The organism is Haloarchaeobius caseinilyticus (assembly GCF_051207395.1).
Taxonomy (GTDB): Archaea; Halobacteriota; Halobacteria; order Halobacteriales; family Natrialbaceae; genus Haloarchaeobius.
The window spans coordinates 1,259,543-1,282,109 of record NZ_JBPJZC010000001.1; the positions used below are offsets into that span (position 1 = coordinate 1,259,543).

The window sequence follows — 22,567 nt, forward strand, 5'->3', positions numbered from 1 at the left end:
TCGGTCGCGGTGGTCCGAACTGGGTGCCCGGCGAGTTTATCCCACTCTCGTCACAACACACCCACATGAACTCTCTCTCGGACCAGTCTGCCGTCGTCGTCGGCTCCGGGTTCGGTGGCCTCTCGACGGCGTGTTACCTCGCTGATGCGGGGGCGTCCGTCACCGTGGTGGAGAAGAACGAGCAACTCGGTGGGCGCGCGTCGGTCCTCGAACGCGACGGCTTCCGGTTCGACATGGGGCCGTCGTGGTACCTCATGCCCGACGTGTTCGAGCGCTTCTTCGGCGCGTTCGACCGCACACCGACCGACTACTACGGGCTGGAACAGCTCGACCCGCACTATCGCATCTTCTTCAAAGACGGCGACGAGGTGGACATCACGCCCGACATCGACCGAACCAAGCGCGTGTTCGAGTCCTACGAGACCGGCGCGGGTGATGCCCTCGAAGACTACCTCGACAAGTCCGAGGTGAACTACGAAGTCGGGATGGAGCACTTCGTCTACGAAGACCGCGCCTCGTTCCGCGACTTCATGGACATCGACGTCGCCCGCCAAGCGAGAGGACTGTCGCTGCTCGGGTCGATGCAGGACCACGTCGAGAAGTACTTCGACCACCCGAAGCTCCAGCAGATAATGCAGTACACGCTGGTGTTCCTCGGTGGCTCGCCGAAGAACACGCCCGCGCTGTACAACCTCATGAGTCACGTCGACTTCAACCTCGGCGTCTGGTACCCCGAAGACGGGATGGGCGGCGTGGTCGACGGTATCGTCACGATGGCCGAAGAACTGGGCGTCGAGTTCGAAGTCGACCAGCCGGTCACGGCCATCAAGGGTCGCGGCGGTGGCTTTCTCGTCGAGACGGAGCCCGGAAGCAAGTACACGCCCGACATCGTCGTGAGCGACGCGGACTACGCCCACACCGAACAGGACCTGCTCGACGAGGAGAAGCGCCAGTACGACGCCGACTACTGGGACTCGCGAACCTACGCCCCGTCGGCGTTCCTCATGTACATGGGCGTCGAGGGTGACGTAGAGGAACTGGCACACCACTCGCTCGTGCTGCCGACCGAGTGGGAGCGCCACTTCGACCAGATTTTCGAGGACCCGGAGTGGCCCGAAAACCCCGCGTACTACCTCTGTGTCCCCTCGAAGACCGACGACTCGGTCGCACCCGAGGGCCACAGCAATCTGTTCGCGCTGGTCCCCATCGCACCCGGACTGGACGACGACGAAGAGACCCGGGAGTGGTACCGCGAACTCGTGCTCGACGATATCGCCGAATTCACTGGTACCGACCTGCGCGAGCGCATCGTGACCGAGGAAATCTTCTCGGTCTCGGAGTTCGGCGAACGCTACAACTCGATGCAGGGGTCGGCGCTCGGGATGGCCCACACGCTGCGCCAGACCGCGCTGTTCCGCCCGCCCCACCGCTCGAAGAAGGTCGACGGGCTGTACTTCACCGGGTCGTACACCACGCCAGGCATCGGCGTCCCGATGTGCCTCATCAGCGGCGAACTCACCGCCGACGCCGTGCTGGCGGACCACGACGCGCGATGAGTCAACTGGCGACGCGACTGGGCGACGTGGCGAGTCGACTGAGCAGCGCGCTTCCGGCCGCCGAGACGCTCTCCGGCTACATCCTACGTCTCTCGCGTCCCCGGTTCTGGTTCTACCTCGCCGGCCCGGTCGTCGTCGGGGCGAGCTACGCCGCTGCGAATCCGGCAGAGCTGTTCAGCCCCGTCGCCGTCGCACTGTTCCTGTACTTCACGCTCCCCGCGAACGTGTTCCTCTACGGCGTCAACGACGTGTTCGACCACGACGTTGACGAACACAACCCGAAGAAATCAGGCAAGGAAGTCAGATACCGCGGCAGCCGTCTCGTCGACGGCATCATCCTCGCCAGTGGCCTGCTCGGTCTCGTGTTCTTCCTCGTGCTCCCAATCGAGGCCGCCATCGCGCTCGTGGCGTACTACGTCCTCGCCATCGAGTACAGCGCGCCGCCGCTCCGGTTCAAGACGAACCCGTTCCTCGACTCGCTCTCGAACGGGCTGTACATCCTGCCCGGCGTCGTCGCGTTCGCGGCCATCGCTGGCGAGTTCCCACCCGCGCTGGCCATCCTCGGCGGCTGGCTGTGGACCATGGCGATGCACACCTTCTCCGCGATTCCGGACATCGACCCGGACCGCGAGGCCGGTATCGCCACCACGGCTACGTTCCTCGGCGACTCCCGAACCTACGCCTACTGCGGCGTGGTGTGGCTCGCTGCTGCGGTGTCCTTCGCGCTGGTCGACTGGCGACTCGGCGCGCTGCTGGCCGTCTATCCCGTGTTCGTCACCGGCATCGCCGTCTCCGACGTGGCGGTCGACCGGGCGTACTGGTGGTTCCCGTTCGTCAATACGGTCGTCGGGTTCCTCATGACGATGGGCGGGCTCTGGGTGATGCTCTATGGGTGAACTCGACCGACGAGAGGTCGAAGGCCGACTGGACGAACTCGTCAGGGAACATCGTTTCACCATCGCGGTCGTCTTCCCACTCGTCGGCGCAATCACGCTGGTGGCGAGTACCGAGGGCTTGCTCCCAGAATTTCTGACGTACAACGCCTTCTTCATCCTGTTCGGCGTCGTCGTGATGCGCCTCCCGCTCGTCGCTGGCCTACTCCCGCTGGTCGGTCGCAAGGCGGTCGCGAGCCTCGGCCTGCTCACCCTCTACGCTTACGCCATCGAACTGCTCGGCGTCAGAACCGGCTGGCCGTACGGCCACTTCGAGTACGAAATCTCGCTCGGGCCGATGCTGTTCGGCGAGGTACCCATCGGGTTGCCCGTGTTCTTCTTCCCACTGGTCCTCAACGCCTACTTGCTCGTCTTACTCCTCCTCGGCGAGCAGGCAGCCAGTGCGCTTCGCCGAGTCCCAGCCACCATCGCGGCCGTGCTCGTGACCGACCTCGTCCTCGACCCGGGCGCGGTCGCGGTCAACTTCTGGGAGTACGCGGCGTACCCCGGCGGCGTCGGCGGCTACTACGGCGTGCCGGTCTCGAACTACCTCGGCTGGATGCTCTCGGCGACGGTCGCCGTCGTCCTGTTCGACGTGGCGTTCTCCAGAACCGCCCTGCTCACCCGCCTCGACTCCTGTGACTTCATGCTCGACGACCTGGTGAGCTTCGTGCTCCTCTGGGGCGGTATCAACGCCGTCTACGGGAACTGGGTCCCGACTGCGCTCGCGGTCGGCCTCGGCGTCGGCCTGCTCCAGACCGACCGCTTCGACTTCGCGGTCGGTGATAGTGCGCTGGTGAAGACGGTTCGACGTGGGTTTTGAGAGTAGGGACTTCTACAGCCTCCGTCTCGGCGTCGACCCTGTCGACTGATTCTGCGACGACGAAAATACGGTTCGTTCCAGTTCTCCGTCTCACCCAGTACTTCGATGCGTTAGCGGATCGCCGCACCTGCAGGCGCCGCCCGCCGCGCATCGTACGCGAGAGACCCAACGAGCACCAGAATCGCACTGAAGGCGATGAGCGACAGGTTCGGGATGGTCAACACGCCGAACAGCTGATACTGCACCGTCGTACAGAAGCCCGAACACACGAGCGTGTTTCCTACCACTTGCGCATAGGAGTGGTACGCGGCGATGACCCATCCCAGTGCCGCGAGCGGGAGGACGATGCGATATATCTCCGCCCGATTCTCGGCGACTGCGACGCCGAGGACGACGACGAGCGGGTACATCAGGACTCGCTGGAACCAGCAGAGTTCGCAGGGGAACAGCCCCATGCCGAAACTGAAGTAGAGGCTTCCAGCCGTCGCGATGGTTGCGACGAGCGCGGCGGCGCCGAGAACACGTCGCTGCGAGTCAAAGGGATTCATCGAGTGTAGACTAGCCACGATGGTAAGTATGGTTAACCTCACGAAATTGCTCGTTCTGCCGGGGTTTACCCGGGTGTGTCTCCGTAAATCGGAGTCACCACGGCGAGGTCAGCGTTCACGAACGACAGTGAGAACGAATTACCGCGTCGGCAGCCAGCGCATCCACCCTTTCCCGTGCCCGTGGTGGTCGGCGTCGTCGTTGTCGGGCACCGCACTCACGCGGTGGAAGACGGCTTCAGGGTCCTTGTTCCACAGCCAGTGCCAGCGAGTCTTGGCGACCAGCGAGAGTTTCCGGGCGAGCGAGAGACTCGGTTCGTGCGTGACGGTGTCGTAGTCGACGGCACGGATGGGCCGGTGGTGTTCGGCGTAGAGGACGGCCGAGAGCAACACCGCGAACTGGCAGTCTTCGGGGAGGTACCGAATCCCGGCGACGCCTTCGCGGTAGAGGTCCTCGGCGCGGTGCAGTTCTTCACGAACGGCCGCACGCGCGCCGTCGCTCGGTTCGAGTGCCAGAATCTCGTCGATGCTGACGCCGTGGCGGTGGAGCGTCTCGATTGGGAGGTACACCCGGTCGCGGTCGACCACGTCCTCGCGCACGTCCCGCAGGAAGTTCGTCAGTTGGAACGCCTCACCGAGTTTGATGGCGTGTGGGAGCGCCCGCTCGTACTCGCGCTCGTCGAGTTCCATGATGTCGGTCATCATCACGCCGACGGCCGCGGCCGACCCGCGCATGTACGTCTCGAGGTCGGCGTAGGTCTCGTAGTAGTCGGTGTCGATGTCCGCCGCCATGGCGTCCATGAACTCGTTCACCCACTGGTCGGTGATGTCGTGGCGCTCGCGGAGTTCGGCGAACGCGGTGAGCACCGGGTCGTCGGTCTCGACGGTACCGAGGGCCTGCGCCCGGATTTCGTCGAGTCGGTCGGCCTGTTCTGCGGGTGTGGCGTCGCCCGGGTCGTCGACCACTTCGTCGGCGATGCGGAAGAACCCGTAGAGTACGTACGTCGGATGGCGGATGCGTTCGGGGAGGAGCTTCGTGGCGATGTGGAACGTCTTCCCCGTCTTTCGCTGAATCGCCTTCCCCGTACTGACCTGTGTGTCGTTCATTGTCTGACTGAGTCGCGAAAAGCCCAGAGGGCGTTGCGTAGTAAACGATACGACAGGAAAGGAAATAGCCTGCGTGCACAACCTGTTAGGTACCCACTGCCAGTCGGTGCATCGGCTACTACTCCGCCCGTCATCGGAGGTATCCCCACGAGTGGAGTCGGTCGCCGTCGTCGACCCAGCGGTCGCCGATGTCGTCGCGGTAGTACATGTTCGGGAGGATGATATCTTCGATGCGGCGGTAGGCCTGCGCCTGTGCCGCGCGCATCGATGCCCCCCGGCCGATGACGACCAGTGGGATGCCGGAGGTCCCGGCGACACGCCACTGGCCGTCGGCCGGGGTGACGCCCTCGGTCGAGCCGTCCGGGCCGACGCGTTTCACGTCCTCGATGTGGACCCCCGGTGGACGTTCGCCTTCGAACGCCTCACGGAAGACGACCGCCGCGTTCTTCGAGTTCTCGACGAACGTCGCCTCGTCGTCGAAAGGAAACGGCGGGAGACACACCCTGACGCCGACCTGAAAACCACGGTGGACTTGCAGGTCGGGGTCCCGCCCGTTGGCGATGTCGGCCAGCAGCCGGGAGAGTGGCGTCTTCATCCCTGCTTGCTGGATAAAGATGCCCGGGTAGCCAAAGCGGGAGGTGAACTCCAGTGGGTAGATGCCGCGGCCGTTGACGATGCAGTTCAGGTCGATGTAGCCGACGTATCCCTCCTCAGCGAGTGTGTCCTCCAGTGGGCGTAAGGTCCGCTCGAACAGCGCCGTCGGTTCGGTCCAGAACATCGAGGTACCCATCTCGCCCGTCGCCGGGCCGACGTTACCCGGGAACAACTTCTTGTGCTCGAAGTTGACGTTCACCGGTTCGACGAACGCGTCTCCGTCGAAGAACGCGCCGACGGCCACCTCGACGCCGTCGGCCCGCCGCTGGAGTTCGAACGACTTCATCCGATGGCCCCACGCCTTCTCGTACGCCTGTAACACGTCGATTACGTCGCTGCCGTCGTCGTCCTGCCCGACATAGACGAGGCGCTTTACGTTCTGAACCTCACCCGACGGTTTGACCACGTACCGCGCGGGGTTGTCGCGGACGAACTCGACGGCCTTGCCGAAGTCACTGAACTGGCGTCGCGGGAGGATGTTCACCCCGTGGTCAGCGAGTTCTTCCTGTCCGAAGCCCTTCTCTTCCTCCAGTCGGTCGGTGTACGCCGTCCCGCCGACGACGGCTTTCCCCTCGGCTCGAAGGCGTTCCGCGTTGGTTCCGTGCCCGAACACGTCGTCGAAGACGATTACGTCCGCCCACGGCACGTCGGCCTCCCAGTCGTCGGTCTTGGCAACGAATCCGTCGGCGATGTCGCCCTCGTCTTCGTTGTCGATGGCGTAGCGAACGTCGTGGCCCTCCTGTCGAACCTGCCACGCGAGGTCACCGACGAGGCCGTCGATGGAGACGAAGAGGAAGTTACGGCGGTCCATGCTCGTTTCCCCTCGTGGCTAGCGCGTAAATGTTTGGGAGGTTATGATACTGACCGAGAACACCGGTTTGACCAGCCAGAGTCCGAAATCCCGGCGAAAATACTGGCCCGAATTGCTAATTCTCGGAAGCGAACCCTTTGTCTGTTGGGCCTCGCTTTTCCGATATCGGGAACGTGTGTCTAACTGTCATGCAATACCTGCTGGCGACAGACTCGGCGCGAACCACCGCAGCGGCCTGTGAGTACCTTTCAGCCCATCTGGAAGCCGACGACGCCGTCCACGTCGTCGGGCTGGGCGCGGACGAAGACGCGACCGCCACGACGGCGTCGGCCGCGGCGACCATCGAAGGCATCCGCACCGACATCGAGGTGACGACGGCGCACTGGGACGGCCAGACGCTCGACGACCTGCTCGCGGTCGCCGACGACGTAACCGCGGACGAGTACGTCGTCTGTTCGGCGAGTACTGACGCGGCCGCCGACGGTGGGCTCGACCGGCACGTCGGTTCGCTCCTCCAGCGGGCGGACTGTCCAGTCCGAGTCGCGACGGCCTGAGAACGCCGAGTCGCCGGCCACGACGAGACTGGTCACCACGACACCGGTCACGTGCTATTTTCTTCGGAACAAGAATCATCCAGCAACAGCGACAGAACCAGCGAAATTTAAGTGAGTACGGGAGTGACACAGAGCCGATGCGACTGACAGCCATCGTAGCAGGTCTCCTCCTGCTCCTCGCACCGGCCGCGTCGGTGGCGGCCACAGCAGATGCTGGTGGGGCCGCAGACGTGACGCTCCGGGTGACGGTCGTCAACGCGAACGGCGACGGCCTGGGTAACGCCGAGGTGACCATCACCTACGGCGACGAGAGCGACACGAGAGAGACAGTATCGAACGGTGAGGTACTCTTCGACGTTCCGCAGGGATCGGACGTGACCATCGAGGTGTCACACCCGTCCCTCGTGCGGAACCACCCGAAGACCCTCTCGAACGTACAGGGCGACACGGACGAGACCGTGACGATGTACAAGAAGTCCACGGCGACGCTGACCGTCGAGGACGGTGACGGCACGGTCTCGGGTGCGGTCGTGACGCTCCAGAAGTCGGGACAGTCCGTCCCTGCCGCCCAGAGTAAGACCGGTGACAACGGCGTATTCACCGCGACGGACCTCGAGGCTGGCGATTACACCGTCTGGGTGCAGAAGGCTGGCTATCTCGACCGTCGGACGACCCTGACACTCGACGGCGAGACCAACCAGACCATCGACGTCGAACAGGGCCGCGTGAGCGTCGAATTCAACGTCGTCGACCCGCGAATAGACGGTAAGCCGCTGCAAGCGCTCGTCGAGGTCGCCGACGACTCGGGCACCGCTGGCTCCGTCCGAACCGACGCGAACGGCGGCGGCGCACTCACGCTCGACGTGAACACCAAGTACACCATCACGGTGACGAAGGACGGGTACGAGACGCGAACGCAGGAACTGAACGTTCGCGAAGACGACCGCACCCTGACGTACGAAATCTCACGGACCCCCGAACTGACCGTCGAACCAGACAACGACCAGGTGGTCGTCGGGCAGACCGTCCGCGTGACGGTCACCAACGAATACGGTGACGTCGTCGAAGGCGCAGAGGTCACTGCAGGTAGTTCGTCTGCGACGACGGACGCAGACGGCGAAGCGGCCGTCACCATCGAATCGGCCGGTGACGTCCAACTCGTCGCCAAGAACGGCTCCGTGACCGCTGACGGCGTGACCGTCGAAGGAATCGAGGCGGGTTCGGGCGACGGCGGCGACGAAGAAACGTCGGAGACGACGACCACGGCGCAGTCGACGACGGCGCCGACGACGGACACTGTCCAGTCGACGACCGAGACTGCGACGGACGAGAGCGAGGACAGCGGCGGTTCGCCGGGCTTCGGTGTCGGCGTGGCGCTCGTTGCACTCCTCGGGGCGGCACTCGTCGCTCTTCGGCGAGACTGACTGACGAACGATTCTGCCGCGCGTCGATTCAGGTGGGAATCGACCCGGCATCCCCTTCTTTCAGAACGAGTCTGGCAGTAGTAGCGACTGCAGGCGACGGCCGGTGCCGACTCAGTCGCGAGAGAACAGGTCCGCGTGTCTCGACGCGAGGTCGGTGTACGCTCCCGACGAGTACGCGTCTGCGATCTCTTCGGGGTCGATACTGGTCTCAGAGAGTGGGACGACCTCGGCGGGGACGCCTCTGACGAACGATTCGTCCGGGATGGAGTAACCGTCCGGGACGACCGTCCCGGCCGCGACGATACACCGTTGGCCGACCTCGACGTCCGAGTTGAGCACCGCGTTGATACCGACGAGCGAACCGCTCCCGACGTCTGCGTCGTTCAGGACTGCACCGTGTCCGACCATCACTCGTTCGCCGACTCGCGAGTCGTGGAGGACGGCGGTGTCGCCGATGTGTGACGACGCACCGACGCGAACCGGGCCGACGTCGCCACGCAGGACGACACCGGGCCAGACGCTCGCGTCTGCTTCGACGGTCACGTCGCCGACGAGCGTCGCGTCGCGGGCGACGTACGCATCTTCGTGGACGGTCGGTGCAGTTCCCTCGAACTCGTAGTGGCGACGGTCTGCCATGCAACAGTGGAGGCGCGCCAGCAGCAAAACCCTTAGCCCCTGACTTGTCCACTGTGTTAGACACCGTGGCGACTCACGCCAGTGTGATGAGCGTCGCGCCCGCGACGACCAGTACCGCACCGACAGCCAGTCTGCGTGTCACACGTTCGAGGTCGCCGAGCAGCAGTGCCGTGAACACCGCGACGAACAGCGGTGCGGTCCCGAGGAGCGACGAGACGACGGCGACGTTCCCCAGCGAGAGCGCCTGAAAGAACAGGAACAGCGATGCGGCGTTGAACACGCCGGCGACGAGGAACACGCCGAGGGCCCGCCGCGGAATGTCGATGGCCTCACGACCGACGCGAACGGCGAGGATACCGACGAGCCACAGGACACCCCACGTCTCGTGCAGTGCGACCGCTTCCAGCGGTGAGACGGCCGTCTCGGTCAGACCGAAGCGCCGAACCACGTCGCTGCCGCCGTAGGCGACGGCCGCCAACAGCGGGAAGGCGAGTTCCCACGGCTCCCAGCCGGAGAGGTCGCCCCCATCCGAGAGCGTGAGGACGACGAGACCGACGACGAGGACGACCATTCCCACAACGGTCAACTCGTTCACGACCTCGCCGATGGCGAGGAACGCGAGGACCGCGGCGAAAAGCGGCCGAGTGGAGATACCTGCCGAGTTCACACTCGCGCCGACGCGGTCGATGCCGACGAACGAGAATAGCCGACCGACGGCGGTGCCTACCGTCCCCGAGACGAAGAAGATTCCCAGCACGAACAGCGTTATCGGTGGCGTGTGGCCGGTCGTGACGGTGATGCCACCGATGACCGTCCAGTAGCAGACGGCGTCCACGACCGCGACGATGAGTGACCCCTGCAAGACGGTGCCGCCGGCGGCCAACCCTCGCTTCTGGAGCGTCATCGAGAGTGCCCAGATGCAGGCGGCGGCAATCGCTAGCCCGGAGACGAGAAACTCGTCGCTCACGCCGAGGTCGACGGTCCGTCCAGCCCTTAGCCTACCGGAAGCGGCGAAGACAGTAACGAAAGTGCTACTTTCTTTCTGCGCAGAAAGTGCTATAGTCCTTCACGTCGTTACACTCACATGTATTCTCGACTGGAGGAGTGGGGAACCTCCCGAGTCATCGCGGTCGTCGTCACCGTCTTGCTCGTGAGTTCTCTCGTCACCGTCACGCAACTGGACACCGTCTCGACGGCGAACGCACAGGTAGAACGCGACCACGCGACGCAGGTCGCTTCGGAGTTCACGGCACTCCACGGCAGCGCCTACCGCGTCGCCGGAAGTGGGGCACCGGAAACCGCGACAGTCACGCTCGGGACGACGTACCCGTCTCGGCTGTTCTTCTCGAATCCTGCTCCGTCGTCGGGGTCGCTCACGAGTGCCGAACTCGGCGTCGAACTCCAGCACGCGACCGCACTGGACCCCGACGTGGCCGAGTACCTCGCGTCGGTCGATGGCACCATCAGGGTCGACTCCAGCGCACTCGTCTACGAACCGCACTACAACGAGTACCGTGACGCCCCGGCGACGGTGTACGAACCTGGTGTCGTCTTCACGCGCGATGGCTCGGGTGAGACGACGCTCGTTGCCGACGAAGGCTTCATCAGCGGCAACAGACTCACGCTCGTCGGTGTCGACGCCGACATCGCTGCTGAGGGCGTCGACGCGGCACAGTTCAGCGTCGGGCCAGTCAGTGCACCCGCACGGGAACTCACCGTCATCAACACGGTCGGCGAGCGACTCACGCTGACCGTCCAGACCACGCTCGACGAGGCACGCTGGGACGACATCCTCGCGAGCGAACTCGTCAGTAACGGTGGCAACGTCGCCGACTACACGTTCGAGTCCGGCGAGTCGGTCAACACGCTGACCGTGACGCTGGCCGACGGGAAGTTCTACAACCTCAGACTGGCCCGCGTGCAGGTCGGCGACAGCGACACGCCGGCCGCGGCCGGTGAGCCGGCCTACATCGTGAAACAGGCCGGTGGCGACCGCTTCGTCCCCGCCGGGTCGACCGAACAACTCGTCGTACAGGTGCTCGACGCGTACAACAACCCGGTCGAAGGCGTCATCGTCCGAGGCACCTACCCGACCGGCGAATTGACGCCGAACAACTGGCCGACCGACGAGGACGGCACCGCGACGTTCAGCTACAAACCGGGCGACATCGACCAGACCATCGCAATCACGTTCTGGTTCGGCGAGGACGAGACTGACCCGGTGAAGTCTACGACGTTCTCGCTGGTGGTGGGCGACACCGCCAGCGCAGCGGCTGGTGACCTACTCGACCAGGGCCGCGATTCGGGCGTGTTCCTCGCGAGCGTCGACGCACCAGTCGACGGTACCGCAACCGTGCGGTTCACTCCTGCCGCGGGCGAGGAGACGAAACGCGTGGTCGCGGCCAGCTTCGACGCGTTCTACACCGACCGCGAGGGCGACGAGCCGACTGGACTGGTCGTCGGCGACGCTGGGAATCCGACGCTCGCACTCGGAGACGCGAGTTCCGACCTCGCGACGCCGGTGACTGTCGACGGCGAAACGGCCGTCTCGTTCCGGTTCGAGGGGACCGTCGAATCCGGGGACTCGGCACTCGTGACGCTCACCTTCGACGACGGGACGACCTCGACGTATCTGGTCCAACTCTCGGACTGGGTCTGAACAGACGAACAGCAACCGACTCCGATGCGCTCGCTGACGAGTCTCGTTTCGAGGCGCGATTCGGCCGACGATTTCCTCGGGAGTTTTAGGCGAGTTCCAGCCGGAGCTACTGATGCTGAACGGTTGTCGACGAGACGCGGTTCGTCGCTGGTGGGGCAGCGACGCGCCGTGTCGACAGCCCCGAAATGCGGCCTGTCATGGACAGCAGGAATGCAGACGCGAGCGGTTTTACGTATTTTTGGGACTGCTGCCCGACGCAACAGCCTGTTCACTGTAACGCGTCAACGAGGCGCGACCCGACTGACCGGCCGTTCTCGAACGCGAGATGTACTCGGCCCTCACCGACCACCCAGTCGCCGGCGACGAACAGGCCAGCATCCTCCGCACAGCGAGCAGCCTCGATGTCGACTGCCTCGTCTGGCAGCGCGTAGCGCCACCCTTGCGAGTCGACCCAGTCCGGTTCGCGAAGTCGGTCGTCGCCGAGGAGCGTGGCTACGAGGTCGGCGGCCTCGGCAGCCGCATCCTCGGTCTCGTCGTCGTAGTGGTCGACCGACCAGTCGGGACTCATCTGGGCGACGAGTAGGCTCTGGCCGTCTGGGACGTGCCCCGGTTTGCACGCTTCCCGCGAGAGCCAGCCGACCGGATGCTCTCGGTCTGGGTTCACCAGTGCGTACCACGGCCGGTCGACTTCGAACGGGTAGTGCAGCACGAGGGTACGAACCGTCCGATACGGCACCGCGTCGACGGCCCGGTGCAGCCGCTCGCGGCGGTCGTCGTCCCAATCTGTGGCGGCGAGCAGGTCGGCAGTCTGCGGGGCTGGCGGCGTCAGCACGAGCGCGTCGAACGGGCCGTACTCGTCGCCGTCGGTGTCGGTCAGGTGCCAGCCGTCGGCCGTCCTCGAAACCTCCTCGATTCTGGTCTCGGTCTCGACGGTGGCGTCCGAGCGGGCGACGATGCGCTTGGCGAACTGCGTGATTCCCTCGGTGTAGGTCCACTTCGGCGAGTCGTCGTCGCGGCCTTCCGCAATGGTTCCATCCGCATCGTGGGTCCAGACCGGTTCCTCGATGTCGACGAGGCCGTCACTGTCGAGGTCGTCGAGGAGGGAAGAGAGCCAGGCGTCGTCGCCCGGTTTCAGGTAGTTCGCGCCGTGGTCGTAGCGACAACCGTGTTTGCGGCGGGTCGCGGCGCGACCGGAGATACCTCTGGCCTTGTCGAACAGCGTGACCGTGGTGTCGTCTTCGGCTCGGAGGGCGTCTGCGACGCCGACGCCTGCGGCACCGGCTCCGACGACTGCGACCGTTCGTGTCATTGACGATGTGTAGGGTCTGCACCAGTATAGGGAGAAACCCGAACGAGAGCGGAAGACTTGTTCCCCATCGGCTGATCGTCGGTTCCGTGTCCGAACAGGAGACCCTCCACGTCCGACCCTTCGGCTACGTCGAGCCGTATCCGGTCGTCTGCGAAGTCGACGACGCCAGTGTCTTCATCGGGAACGTCCACGCGACGACTGCCCGTTCGTTCGATGCAGTGCTGTCGCTGACGGAGAAACGACAGCCGGAGACGACGCACTACCATCCGCTCGTCGACGGTCCAGAGACGGACTGGCCCGAGTTCGCGGCGGCAGTCGACGAGACACGGGCGTTTCTGGCCGAGGCTGGCTCGTTGCTCGTCCACTGCAAAGCGGGCGTGTCACGGAGTGCAGCAGTGCTGGCGACGGCGCTCGCTGTCGAGCAGGAAGAGCCGTTTCTGGCGGGACTCGACCGCGTGCAGGCAGCGCGGCCAGTCGCCGTTCCGCACCCGGCACTGCACGAACTCGGCGTCGTCTATCTGGCTGCGAGAAGCTGAGAAAGTGTTGCGAACAGGCGACACGGGCGGCCGAACCGTCGGTCACGAAAGTCGCATGACGGGGCGTCGCGCACCCGCAAGACCGTCACGCGGCGATGGTCAGAACACACCAGCCGTGGCCGCCTGTTCGTACTTGAACCCTCGTCGGACCTGTTCAGCTCGTCGTGACGAGTTCGACGACTTCGCGGTGGTCGAGTTCGGTGTCACCACCCATCTGGCGCTTCGTCCGGCAGTTGAGGCCGTGGAGCAGGCCGTCGCCGATGTCGGAGTGGAGGTGGTAGGCGAAGTCGGAGGTCGTCGCGCCTTCGGGCAGGAGGAAGCAGTCACGCATGACGCGGCCCTGCTCGTCGCCCATCGCCTCGGCCCCGCCGGGGAAGACGGCGATGACGCCCAGTTCGTCGAACAGTGCGGTCTCGATGGCCTGCTGGACGCCGGTGCCGCCGAACTCGGTGACGAACTCGCGAATCTGTTCGAGGCCCTCTTCCTGTTCGTCAGAGATGTCGCCGGTGATTTCGAAGTCCTCGTCGCCGGCGTCGTAGTCGACGATGTCCTGCTCGGCCGCGTTCTTCAGCGCCTTCTCGGCGTGCGCGCTGGCCGGGACGAACGTGAGGTGGTCGTAGTCGGAGTCCTCGGTAATCTCGTCCCAGTTCTCCTGTGCTGCGGGCGTGTCCATCTTGTTCGCCGCGATGACCATCGGCTTCGTGTACTTGCGAATCTCTTCAGCGAGGGCCTCACGGTCGTCTGCCTCCCACGTGCCGGGGTCGAGTTCGAGGTCCAGTCGCAGGATGAGCTTCTTGATTTCGTCTTTGTTCACACCGAAGGCGGACATCTGCTCGGCGAGTTCGACCTCGATGGCGAGTTCGTCCTGTCCCTGATAGCGGTTCTCGAACTTCTCGATGCCCTTCTCCAGAATCCCGACGTACCACTGGTCGAGTTCGTTCTCGAGGAAGTCGATGTCCTCGCGGGGGTCGTGACCCTCGGTGTTCTCGCCCTCGATGTCGGTCGTGCCGGAGAAGTCGACGACGTGGACCAGCACGTCGGCCTCGTTCAGGTCGGTGAGGAACTGATTGCCGAGGCCGCGGCCCTCGTGTGCCCCGGGAACCAGTCCGGCCACGTCGACGAGTTTCGTCGGGACGTAGCGTGTCCCCTCGGCGCAGTAGCCGGTGTCCGGTGTACACGTCTCTTCGAACTCCGGGGCTGCACAGTCGACGCGGACGTACGCCTCGCCGACGGAGGGGTCGATGGTCGTGAACGGGTACGCGCCCTCCGGCACGTCGTTCATCGTCGCCGCGTTGAAGAACGTGGACTTGCCGACCGATGGCTTGCCCACGAGACCGATTTTGTAACTCATTGGAACGAGAAAGCGCGTCGGGTGGCTTAAGGCTTGAAATCCGTTTCTACAGTGGTGTATGGTGCCATACCGAACGATTCGGTCGGTCCGTTCCGACGTGTGCGCTCAGGCGACTGGCCGCCGTTCTACACCTGCTTCGCGGGCGACGAACCGGATGGGGAACGACTGGACGCCGTAGATGAACGCGCTCGGGACCGGTTCGAGGTCGGCCGAGTCGGTGGCCGCCTCGATGTCGCCGACGCGGGAGAGCAGAACAGAGAGGGCGATGCGCGTCTCCAGTCGGGCCAGCGGCGCACCCAGACAGTAGTGGACGCCCCGCCCGAAGCCGAAGTGCTGGTTCGGTGTCCGGTCGGCCACGAACTGGTCTACCTGCGGGAACGCCTTCGGGTCGCGGTTCGCCGACCCTATCCATGGGATGATGACGTCGCCCTTCTGTATCGTCTGCCCGGCGAGCGCCACGTCGTGCGTCGCCACGCGGGCCAGTGCCTGCACGGGCGACCGATACCGCAGCGTCTCCTCGACGACCCGAGTCAGTGCCCCGGTGCTGCCGTCGAGTTCTCGCAGGGCACCCGGGTTCTCGGTCAGGGTCCAGACGGCGTTCGTCAGCAGGTTGGTCGTCGTGATGTTCCCGGCGACGAGCAAGAGCGTACAGAAGCCGAGCAGTTCGCCTCTGGTCAGCGGCCGGTGGTCGACCTCGGCCTGGACGATGTCCGAAATGAGGTCGTCCTCGGGGTGTGCTCGGCGCTGCTCGATGAGGTCGTCGAAGTAATCACGCAGTTCGTCGAGCGTCTCCTCGCGACGTTCTGCGACCTCCTTGGCGGCTTCCTCGGTCTGCTCCGTCGGCGTCTCGACCAGCGTGTCGGACCAGCGTTTGAACGTGTCGCGGTCCTCGCTCGGGACGCCCAACAACTCGGCGATGACGATGACCGGGAGCGGGTACGCGAGGTCGTCGACGAGGTCCATCTCGCCGCTGTCGACCACGTCGTCCAGACAGTCATTGGCGATTTCCTCGATACGGGGCGCGAGGTCGGCGACCGCCCGTGGACGGAAGAACTCCTCGACCACGCCGCGTAACTGGTCGTGTTTCGGCGGGTCGTTCCCGAGCATCGTGTCGAGTTCGACGTCTTCGCTCGCCTCGCGAAGCGCCGGATTGCTAGCCTTACGCGGGTCCGAGGAGAACGTCTCGTGGTCGGTGAGTATCGCCCGCACGTCGTCGTACCGGAACACGTCCCAGCACTCGCGCTCTGCGTCCCAGTGGACCGGTTCGGTCTCTCGCATCTCGGCGTACCAGTCGAACGGGTCGAGCCACGATTCCGGCGTCGAGAGCGCGTCGGGGACGGCCAAGACGCCTTCCGGTAGCTGTGTGTCCTCGCCAGTGTCACCAGTATCCCCGGTATCGGGTGCCAGTGGCTCCTCTGGCGGCGTGTGCGCGTCCTTGTTGACCATGCGTCCGATACGGCCTGTGGGCGCAAGTTGGCGCGCTTACCCCGGAGTTACGAGTCGGTCTGAGGAATCGCCCGCGGCCTGCCCCGGTACGAACGCTTTTCTCGGTGGCACAGACTCGACCTACTATGTCGAATCCACTCTTGCTGATTCCCCACCGTGTCGGTCCCGACCGGGCGAGCGCCCTCCGTGACGAACTGCTCGAAGTCCTGCCCGAGGCCGACGTTCGCGTGACGACGACACCGGCCGAGACCGACGAGTTGCTCCCGAAAGCCGACGGCTACGTCGGTTACCACCTCGACGCCGAAGCCCGCGAGCGTGCCGCGAACCTGCGCTGGATTCACGTCCTGAGCGCGGGCGTCGACCGATACGACCTCGATGCGGTCGCCGACGAAGGAATCGTCCTGACGAACTCGTCGGGCATCCACGCCGAACCCATCGCCGAACAGGTGCTCTGGTACATGCTCACCTTCGAGCGCAAGATGCACGTCGGCCAGCGCCAGCAAGCCGACTCCCACTGGGAACGCTTCGAAGGCGGCGAACTGCGGGGCAAAACTGTCGGTATCGTCGGCGTCGGCGCAATCGGTGGCCGCATCGCCGAACTCAGCAGTGCGCTCGGGATGACCGTCATCGGAACGAAGCGTGACACCAGCGAAACCCCCGACGGCGTCGACGAACTGTTCGGTCCCGACGACCTCCGCGAAGTCTGCCACCGCGCCGACTACCTCGTGCTCGCCTGCCCGCTCACCGACGAAACCGAGGACCTCATCGGCTGGGACGAACTCCAGTTGCTCGGTGGCGACGGCGTTCTCGTCAACATCGCCCGCGGCGGCGTGGTCGACGAGGATGCCCTCGTGCGCGCCCTGACGTACCACGTCGTCGGCGGGGCCGCCCTCGACGTGTTCGAGACCGAGCCCCTCCCCAAGGAGTCGACCCTCTGGGACCTCTCGAACGTCGTCATCACGCCGCACATGGCCGGGTCGAACCCGAACAAGGTCGAACGCTGGACCGAGATTCTGGCCGAGAACTACGAAGTACTGGCCAGTGGCGACGGCGAGTTCCGGAACCGCATCGTGTGAGGTGAGTCGTGGGAAGAATCGGCGACGACAGTTTTGACAGACACTCTGGCGCGCGCTTGCGAGCGTGGCTGAACGAAGTGAAGCCCGCGAGGTGTAGTCGCGCGAGGGATGACGAACGAGTCGGAGCGAAGCGACGACGAGTGAGGAATCGGATGGGGAGGTTGTGGATGCGGTGCTGTGCGGTTGCGGTCATATACCGTCGGCATTCGTGACCTGCTTCTCGACACTAGCCACCCCGACAACAGCGACGTGACTCGTGGCCCGCTTCTCGAAACCGACAGGAGGAGCGACGACGAACAGAACGACGAAATCTACGACAAGAGCGACGACGACCGAGAACACGACTAGGCGGGAACCGTTCCGGGTTCGTCGCGTTGCCCCGGCCAGTTTCTCGTCTCACTGGTCGCTTCGCTCCCAGTTCGAGTAGAAACATGGCCGGGGCGGGCTCCGAACCCGCGATCTCCGCATAACCCAGGTATCGAGACTTGGCGAAGTCCCGTGGGGGCATGCGTGAGCCTTCCCAGGCGTTACCGCACCGAATCTCAGAAACCCTATGAGTGCGGCGCTATGTCCAGCTAAGCCACCCGGCCTCACTCCCTCATTTTCCGGTCTGAAACTTAAGCCTTCTCAACTGCCCCGGCCCTGTCTGGCAGTCTCATACGGCGACGGCGGCGACGGGTCAACCCAGCCCCACGGTTTTATAGCATGGGATGGTAAACCAGAGGTCATGGACGTTCCGGGTATCGTGGAGGCGACACTTGGCGGCGAGGACGTCGCGGCAGAGGTCTCTCTCGGTGGGGAAAACGTACTGTACGTCACCCCGACTCGTACTCTCATCTACCAGTCAGAAGGCTTCCTGAGCGACGAATCCGTCGACGAGTACCCGCACGACGCAGAACGAATGACGATCAAAGAGGGTCGACGAAAGACCCGTATCACACTGGAGTACTCGCTCGAAGGCGAGAAGGACTTCACCGTGCCCGCGAACGTGACCGAGCGCGTCGTACATCCGGTCCTCGCGGGCGTGTTGAACGCCAGTGGGGTCACGGACGCAGGCGAGACGGTGAGCCGGACGTTCCGGTTCTCGGAACTCACGCTCATCATCACCTCCGAACGCCTCGTCAAACACGTCGGCAGCGCCGTGTGGGACGAGGACTACGAGGAGTACCACTACGCGGACCTGACCAGCCTCGACTTCGAGCCGGGCAGTGTGGCGACGCAGGTCGTCATGCGCGTCGACGGCCGACCGGAGCGCATCAAAATCGCAAACGACCGTGCCGCCGAGGTCGAGGAGTACCTCAAGCAGGCGTTGTTCGCCTACTACGACGTGTCCTCGCTGGCCGCACTGAACGAGGCAGTCAAGCCGGACGAGGAAGAGGCAGACGAACGGCCGAATCCGGTCGACTTCGGCGAGGGCGTCGACCCGCTCGACGCGGGTAACACCGTCCAGCCAGAGTCAGAACTGCCGGAGAATAGTCAGCGTGACTCGCCGGCGCAGGCACGCGAACCGGCCCAGGGCGAACAGGCCGCCAGCGACCAGCCACAAGCACGACAGCGGGACACCGAACCAGCGCAAGCACCGAAGTCGGGGCGCACACCGGAACCGGAGACAGAACAGACGCCCGAATCTGGGCGCGTTGCCGGCACCGAACAGACGACGGACGCGCCACAGCGACCGGACGGACGGGACCCACAATCGCGAGACCAGTCCGACTCACAGGCTCGGGACCGGCTGTCGAACCAGCCCGCTGCCGGCCAGACGCAGCCGCGGCAGTCGACTGGTGACCAGCAGGGCCGACCACGTGACGACCGCAGTCAGGAACGACAGCCTGCACACGAGTCCGCGACTCGTGAGGCTGCACCGCAGACCGACGAGTACGCGGCGTCTGGGGAGGCACACAGCGACCAGCAACCGACTTCGGCTTCGCACGAGACTGCTCCCGAACCTGCGTCCGCGGCGGCCGAGTCGACGGAAACCGAACCACGGCGCGAGACAGCGCGAGAACAGCAGCCGGAACCGGAAGCCGAGCAAGCGTCGGCCCCATCGTCCGAGCGGCCGACTGCGACCGAGGCGGGACATGCGAGCGGTGCGGCGGCCGAACTGGACGCCGACGACGAGGGGTTCGAGACGGTCGACGAGGCAGTCACAGAAGCCCCCGAGGGAGACGACGAGACCGTCTCTGTCGCGGACGAACGCTTCGCCAAGGCTGGCTTCGAGCCGGCGATGGACACCGACGACGAGATTCTCGAACGACTCGACGACCTAGAGTCGACGGTCGAACGGCAGAACGACCTGCTGAAACGCCAGCAGCGGCTCATTCAGCAACTCGTCGACGGTCTCAAGAATCAGTAACCGGTCTTCCCGGCCGAGTCAGTTTTTCCAGCCGAGTCAGTCTTCCCGGCCGGTCACTTTTCGCACACACGACGACCCGAACGGGCCGAGTTCTCCTGCATCCAACTTGATGAAGTGTCCCGTCGAGATTCCCGTTCCGCAGCGACGGCACTCGAAGTCGCCATCCCGCGTGACGACGCCGCTCGTCTGGCTGACGTAGCCACTGCCGGTCGTGTGGACGACACCGTCTTCGCGTTCGATGACGCCGCGCATGACCGCCGTGTCGAGAATCTCGCGGACCGCAGCGGGGTCGGTCGTCACTACCTCGATGCGGTCCATCGCCTCCGCGAGCGATAGCTCCGGGTCTTCGAGCTTCGAGAGCAGTTCGACACCGAGTTCGACCCGGTCGTCGTCTCCTCGGTCGGTCGTATCCCCGTCCATCGGTGCTGACTCCCGCTGCCAGGCGATTAAGCCTTGCGCGCGACGTCCGGCGACCGGTCGACCGCGACTGCCACCGGCCGACCGTGACCGCCACCGAACGACCGAAAGGGCGTTAGGGCCACGAGGCGGAAGTCGTCACGATGCGCTGGGACGCCCACCACCGCGCCGCCGTCGGCGGCCTCGCCGTGCTCACCGTCGTGGTCGTGAGCCTGCTCGTCTCGCCCGAGACGGTGTTCGGGTGGGTCGAATCGGTCGCGGACGACCCGTGGCTGTTCGCCGGTGCCCTGCTGGTCTGTTACGTCCTCCGCCCGTTCGTCGCGTGGCCGACGACGTTGCTCTCCATCGCCGTCGGCTACGGCTATGGCGTCGCACTCGGGTTCCCGATAGCCCTCGTCGGAACCGCGTTCACCTCGCTGCCGGTGTTCTTCGGGGCGCGCTGGGTCGACGGTGACGGCGTCCTCGACAGCTTCGCGCCCGTCGGCCGTATCCGCACGAAGGCGAAGCGATACTTCGAGACGACCGGCGACTTCCGCGGCGTGACGGCCGGACGGCTCGCCCCGATTCCGGCCGACGCCGTGACCGCGACGGCCGCTGTCAGCGGTGTCTCGCTGCCCGCGTTCGTCGCGGCGACCATGGTCGGAGAACTCCCGTGGACCGTCGCGGCCGTCGTCGTGGGCAGTTCGGCGGACACCATCTCGACGGACGGCCTCGGTGCGGTCGGGCTGCCACTCGCCGTCGCTATGGTCGTCTCTGCGGGCGTGTTACTGGCTGGCCCGGCGTACGAAACGCTCGTCCAGTCGGCGGAGAATCAGTCCTCGGAATAGCGCTCGGAGAATCAGTCCTCGGAGTAGAGTTCGGAGAGCTTCTGTTCGGCTTCTGCCGTCTCCTGCGCCAGGTCGTCGCTCAGGTGTTTGAGACGGGTTTCCAGTTCGCGATACTCGTCGGTGTTCGTCAGGTCGTCGAGGTCCAAGTCGTCTTCGAGGGTCTCCATCTTGTTCGACACTTCGTCGTGTTCGCGGCGGTCAGTGTCGAAGCGATTTTTCACCCGAAGCGACTCGATGAGCCGTGTGAGTTGCGAGCGCGACACCGGCTTCGTGAGGTAGTCGTGGATGTCCATCTCGATGATGTCCAGTCCTGGGTCGACTGCGGTCACCATCACGACCCAGCAATCGTACTCCTGCTCGTGAATCCTGGCGAGGACCTCGTCGCCGGACATGTCCGGCATGTGGCGGTCGAGGAGGACGATGTCCACCGAGTCGTCCATCTCGTTCAGGGCTGCTTCGCCACCGTATGCGGCCCGTGTCTCGTACTCCTCGCCCACCCACGTCGCATAGAGGTCGGCGAGGCTGCGTTCGTCGTCGACTACGAGTATCGTCGGATTCTCCATGTGTCTCCGGTCGCTCGGAGAACAGGCGACGAGCCATCCTATGGTTTTCGGCCATCCGGCCACAGCCTTTTTACAACTCAGTTGAACGGGTCGCTGCAGTCGTAGACGACACCGTGTCGCTCGCAGACGTACTTGCAGTGACGCTTGTACAGCGGGTCGCCGCACATCGGACAGGGTCGTCCCCCGTGTGCGGGCGTCTCGTCACCAGCCACCGTCGACTCGTCACCAGTGTCGGCCATACCGCGGCTTCCGTGGCGAGCGAGTTGAAGCTGTCGAGAGAGCAATTATTACCGCGCCGACCTAACAGCCGGACATGAAGGACACCGACCTCGACGACCGGATGCTCGCCGTCCTCCGACAGAGCAACCAGAAGGCGTACCACGCCCTTCGACTGTTCTGTATCGCGTTGCTCGTCCGCCGGCTCGTCCGTGACCGCGAACTCGACCGCGGCATCCTCGGCGTGTTGCTCGCCGCCACGGCCGTCGACGCCGCCTTCCAGCTGTACTACCAGCTCGGCGCACTGGACAACGATACGTACGTCTGGGAACGCGAGGCCGTCGAAGTCGAGGTCGAGTAATTACGCGTCCGCACAGCGCAGCGGCACGATGTCGATGGACCAGTCACGGTCACACGGACCGGCCCAGACCAGTTGCCCTTCGACGTACTGTCGCGAGGGAACCTCGAACGACTCCCCGGACTCCAGTTCCTCACCGACACCTTCGACTTCGAACTTCTCGGCTCCTGCCCACAGCTTGACGTGCGTCAGTGGCACTGGCTCGCCTCGTTCGTGCGTGATGGTCACCGTCTCACCTGCGTCGTCACACGACGCCGACAGCGTCGCGTCCGCGGGTGGGTCTATCGGTGGGTCACAGGTACGCTCGTCGCCATCGTCGCCGCCGAGACAGCCAGCCAGTGCGGCGAGTGGCGTCGAGAGAGAACTACGGAGAATCGTTCGTCGGTCGACCATCTCGATGTGTCTGCAAGGAGT

Annotated in this window: 24 protein-coding genes and 1 tRNA gene; 12 read left to right on the plus strand and 13 right to left on the minus strand. The window is 64.8% G+C overall.

Annotated features, from left to right (window positions below):
* The first annotated feature begins 65 nt into the window (after nucleotides 1–65).
* The 3 genes from crtID to cruF are packed head-to-tail and all read left to right on the plus strand — an operon-like array spanning nucleotide 66 to nucleotide 3,311.
* The gene (gene crtID, locus ACSC1P_RS06690; RefSeq protein WP_435359360.1) at nucleotides 66–1,556 is read left to right on the plus strand and encodes a bifunctional phytoene desaturase/3,4-desaturase; all 1,491 of its coding nucleotides are present in this window, start codon (nucleotides 66–68) and stop codon (nucleotides 1,554–1,556) included.
* A complete protein-coding gene (locus ACSC1P_RS06695; RefSeq protein ID WP_435359361.1) occupies nucleotides 1,553–2,452 on the plus strand; it encodes a prenyltransferase in 900 nt (299 codons plus the stop codon). The genes crtID and ACSC1P_RS06695 overlap by 4 nt, the downstream gene beginning before the upstream one ends.
* Complete coding sequence (cruF, locus tag ACSC1P_RS06700; RefSeq protein ID WP_435359362.1) at nucleotides 2,445–3,311, plus strand: bisanhydrobacterioruberin hydratase; 867 nt, start codon at nucleotides 2,445–2,447, stop codon at nucleotides 3,309–3,311. Before ACSC1P_RS06695 ends, cruF begins: the two co-directional genes overlap by 8 nt.
* Before the next feature lie 110 nt (nucleotides 3,312–3,421).
* Here cruF and ACSC1P_RS06705 read toward each other — a convergent pair whose 3' ends face one another.
* From ACSC1P_RS06705 to ACSC1P_RS06715, 3 genes are all read right to left on the minus strand, one after another.
* Complete coding sequence (locus tag ACSC1P_RS06705) at nucleotides 3,422–3,859, minus strand: disulfide bond formation protein B (protein ID WP_435359363.1); 438 nt, start codon at nucleotides 3,857–3,859, stop codon at nucleotides 3,422–3,424.
* A gap of 138 nt (nucleotides 3,860–3,997) precedes the next feature.
* Entirely contained in the window at nucleotides 3,998–4,963 is a 966-nt protein-coding gene (locus ACSC1P_RS06710; protein WP_435359364.1) for a phytoene/squalene synthase family protein, read from the minus strand.
* A 130-nt stretch (nucleotides 4,964–5,093) separates the two neighbouring features.
* Entirely contained in the window at nucleotides 5,094–6,428 is a 1,335-nt protein-coding gene (locus tag ACSC1P_RS06715; protein WP_435359365.1) for a phosphoribosylamine--glycine ligase, read from the minus strand.
* 188 nt (nucleotides 6,429–6,616) lie between these two features.
* On the opposite strand from ACSC1P_RS06715, the gene ACSC1P_RS06720 reads away from it, so the two are divergent.
* Entirely contained in the window at nucleotides 6,617–6,982 is a 366-nt protein-coding gene (locus ACSC1P_RS06720; protein ID WP_435359366.1) for a hypothetical protein, read from the plus strand.
* A gap of 137 nt (nucleotides 6,983–7,119) precedes the next feature.
* Entirely contained in the window at nucleotides 7,120–8,406 is a 1,287-nt protein-coding gene (locus ACSC1P_RS06725; protein WP_435359367.1) for a carboxypeptidase regulatory-like domain-containing protein, read from the plus strand.
* Between the two features lie 111 nt (nucleotides 8,407–8,517).
* On the opposite strand, the gene ACSC1P_RS06730 is transcribed toward ACSC1P_RS06725, so the two are convergent.
* Both ACSC1P_RS06730 and ACSC1P_RS06735 read right to left on the minus strand, forming a co-directional pair.
* Complete coding sequence (locus ACSC1P_RS06730; protein ID WP_435359368.1) at nucleotides 8,518–9,042, minus strand: gamma carbonic anhydrase family protein; 525 nt, start codon at nucleotides 9,040–9,042, stop codon at nucleotides 8,518–8,520.
* Nucleotides 9,043–9,115: 73 nt separating this feature from the next.
* A complete protein-coding gene (locus ACSC1P_RS06735) occupies nucleotides 9,116–10,009 on the minus strand; it encodes a DMT family transporter (protein ID WP_435359369.1) in 894 nt (297 codons plus the stop codon).
* 117 nt (nucleotides 10,010–10,126) lie between these two features.
* On the opposite strand from ACSC1P_RS06735, the gene ACSC1P_RS06740 reads away from it, so the two are divergent.
* Nucleotides 10,127–11,701 carry a hypothetical protein gene (locus tag ACSC1P_RS06740; protein WP_435359370.1) on the plus strand — a complete coding sequence of 525 codons (1,575 nt, stop codon included), beginning with the start codon at nucleotides 10,127–10,129 and terminating at the stop codon, nucleotides 11,699–11,701.
* A 268-nt stretch (nucleotides 11,702–11,969) separates the two neighbouring features.
* Here ACSC1P_RS06740 and ACSC1P_RS06745 read toward each other — a convergent pair whose 3' ends face one another.
* Nucleotides 11,970–13,010, minus strand: a complete 1,041-nt coding sequence (locus ACSC1P_RS06745; RefSeq protein WP_435359371.1) for an NAD(P)/FAD-dependent oxidoreductase — start codon at nucleotides 13,008–13,010, stop codon at nucleotides 11,970–11,972.
* An 86-nt stretch (nucleotides 13,011–13,096) separates the two neighbouring features.
* Between ACSC1P_RS06745 and ACSC1P_RS06750 the strand changes: the two genes are divergently transcribed.
* Nucleotides 13,097–13,546 (plus strand): phosphatase, encoded by a 450-nt coding sequence (locus ACSC1P_RS06750; RefSeq protein WP_435359372.1) that lies wholly within the window; start codon nucleotides 13,097–13,099, stop codon nucleotides 13,544–13,546.
* 154 nt (nucleotides 13,547–13,700) lie between these two features.
* Here the strand turns inward: ACSC1P_RS06750 and ACSC1P_RS06755 are convergent, their stop codons facing one another.
* On the minus strand, nucleotides 13,701–14,897 hold the full coding sequence (locus ACSC1P_RS06755) for a redox-regulated ATPase YchF (RefSeq protein WP_435359373.1): 1,197 nt from the start codon (nucleotides 14,895–14,897) through the stop codon (nucleotides 13,701–13,703).
* A gap of 105 nt (nucleotides 14,898–15,002) precedes the next feature.
* A complete protein-coding gene (locus ACSC1P_RS06760) occupies nucleotides 15,003–16,343 on the minus strand; it encodes a cytochrome P450 (protein WP_435359374.1) in 1,341 nt (446 codons plus the stop codon).
* 125 nt (nucleotides 16,344–16,468) lie between these two features.
* Between ACSC1P_RS06760 and ACSC1P_RS06765 the strand changes: the two genes are divergently transcribed.
* Nucleotides 16,469–17,419, plus strand: a complete 951-nt coding sequence (locus tag ACSC1P_RS06765) for a D-2-hydroxyacid dehydrogenase (protein ID WP_435359375.1) — start codon at nucleotides 16,469–16,471, stop codon at nucleotides 17,417–17,419.
* Between the two features lie 177 nt (nucleotides 17,420–17,596).
* Nucleotides 17,597–17,767 carry a hypothetical protein gene (locus ACSC1P_RS06770; protein WP_435359376.1) on the plus strand — a complete coding sequence of 57 codons (171 nt, stop codon included), beginning with the start codon at nucleotides 17,597–17,599 and terminating at the stop codon, nucleotides 17,765–17,767.
* A gap of 84 nt (nucleotides 17,768–17,851) precedes the next feature.
* Here ACSC1P_RS06770 and ACSC1P_RS06775 read toward each other — a convergent pair.
* Nucleotides 17,852–18,009: transfer RNA gene (locus tag ACSC1P_RS06775), tRNA-Met, on the minus strand.
* 137 nt (nucleotides 18,010–18,146) lie between these two features.
* Between ACSC1P_RS06775 and ACSC1P_RS06780 the strand changes: the two genes are divergently transcribed.
* Nucleotides 18,147–19,772: a DUF7115 domain-containing protein gene (locus tag ACSC1P_RS06780; protein WP_435359377.1), complete on the plus strand. Its 1,626-nt coding sequence runs from the start codon at nucleotides 18,147–18,149 to the stop codon at nucleotides 19,770–19,772.
* Nucleotides 19,773–19,808: 36 nt separating this feature from the next.
* Here the strand turns inward: ACSC1P_RS06780 and ACSC1P_RS06785 are convergent, their stop codons facing one another.
* Nucleotides 19,809–20,192: a DUF5830 family protein gene (locus ACSC1P_RS06785; RefSeq protein ID WP_435359378.1), complete on the minus strand. Its 384-nt coding sequence runs from the start codon at nucleotides 20,190–20,192 to the stop codon at nucleotides 19,809–19,811.
* Between the two features lie 140 nt (nucleotides 20,193–20,332).
* Between ACSC1P_RS06785 and ACSC1P_RS06790 the strand changes: the two genes are divergently transcribed.
* Nucleotides 20,333–21,016 (plus strand): TVP38/TMEM64 family protein, encoded by a 684-nt coding sequence (locus ACSC1P_RS06790; protein WP_435359379.1) that lies wholly within the window; start codon nucleotides 20,333–20,335, stop codon nucleotides 21,014–21,016.
* Between the two features lie 11 nt (nucleotides 21,017–21,027).
* On the opposite strand, the gene ACSC1P_RS06795 is transcribed toward ACSC1P_RS06790, so the two are convergent.
* Both ACSC1P_RS06795 and ACSC1P_RS06800 read right to left on the minus strand, forming a co-directional pair.
* Nucleotides 21,028–21,579, minus strand: a complete 552-nt coding sequence (locus ACSC1P_RS06795) for a response regulator transcription factor (protein ID WP_435359380.1) — start codon at nucleotides 21,577–21,579, stop codon at nucleotides 21,028–21,030.
* Nucleotides 21,580–21,656: 77 nt separating this feature from the next.
* The gene (locus ACSC1P_RS06800) at nucleotides 21,657–21,818 is read right to left on the minus strand and encodes an HVO_2523 family zinc finger protein (RefSeq protein ID WP_435359381.1); all 162 of its coding nucleotides are present in this window, start codon (nucleotides 21,816–21,818) and stop codon (nucleotides 21,657–21,659) included.
* Between the two features lie 74 nt (nucleotides 21,819–21,892).
* On the opposite strand from ACSC1P_RS06800, the gene ACSC1P_RS06805 reads away from it, so the two are divergent.
* Nucleotides 21,893–22,156, plus strand: coding sequence for a hypothetical protein (locus tag ACSC1P_RS06805; RefSeq protein ID WP_435359382.1), 264 nt, complete (start codon nucleotides 21,893–21,895; stop codon nucleotides 22,154–22,156).
* On the opposite strand, the gene ACSC1P_RS06810 is transcribed toward ACSC1P_RS06805, so the two are convergent.
* The gene (locus ACSC1P_RS06810; RefSeq protein WP_435359383.1) at nucleotides 22,157–22,546 is read right to left on the minus strand and encodes a hypothetical protein; all 390 of its coding nucleotides are present in this window, start codon (nucleotides 22,544–22,546) and stop codon (nucleotides 22,157–22,159) included.
* Nucleotides 22,547–22,567 lie beyond the last annotated feature (21 nt).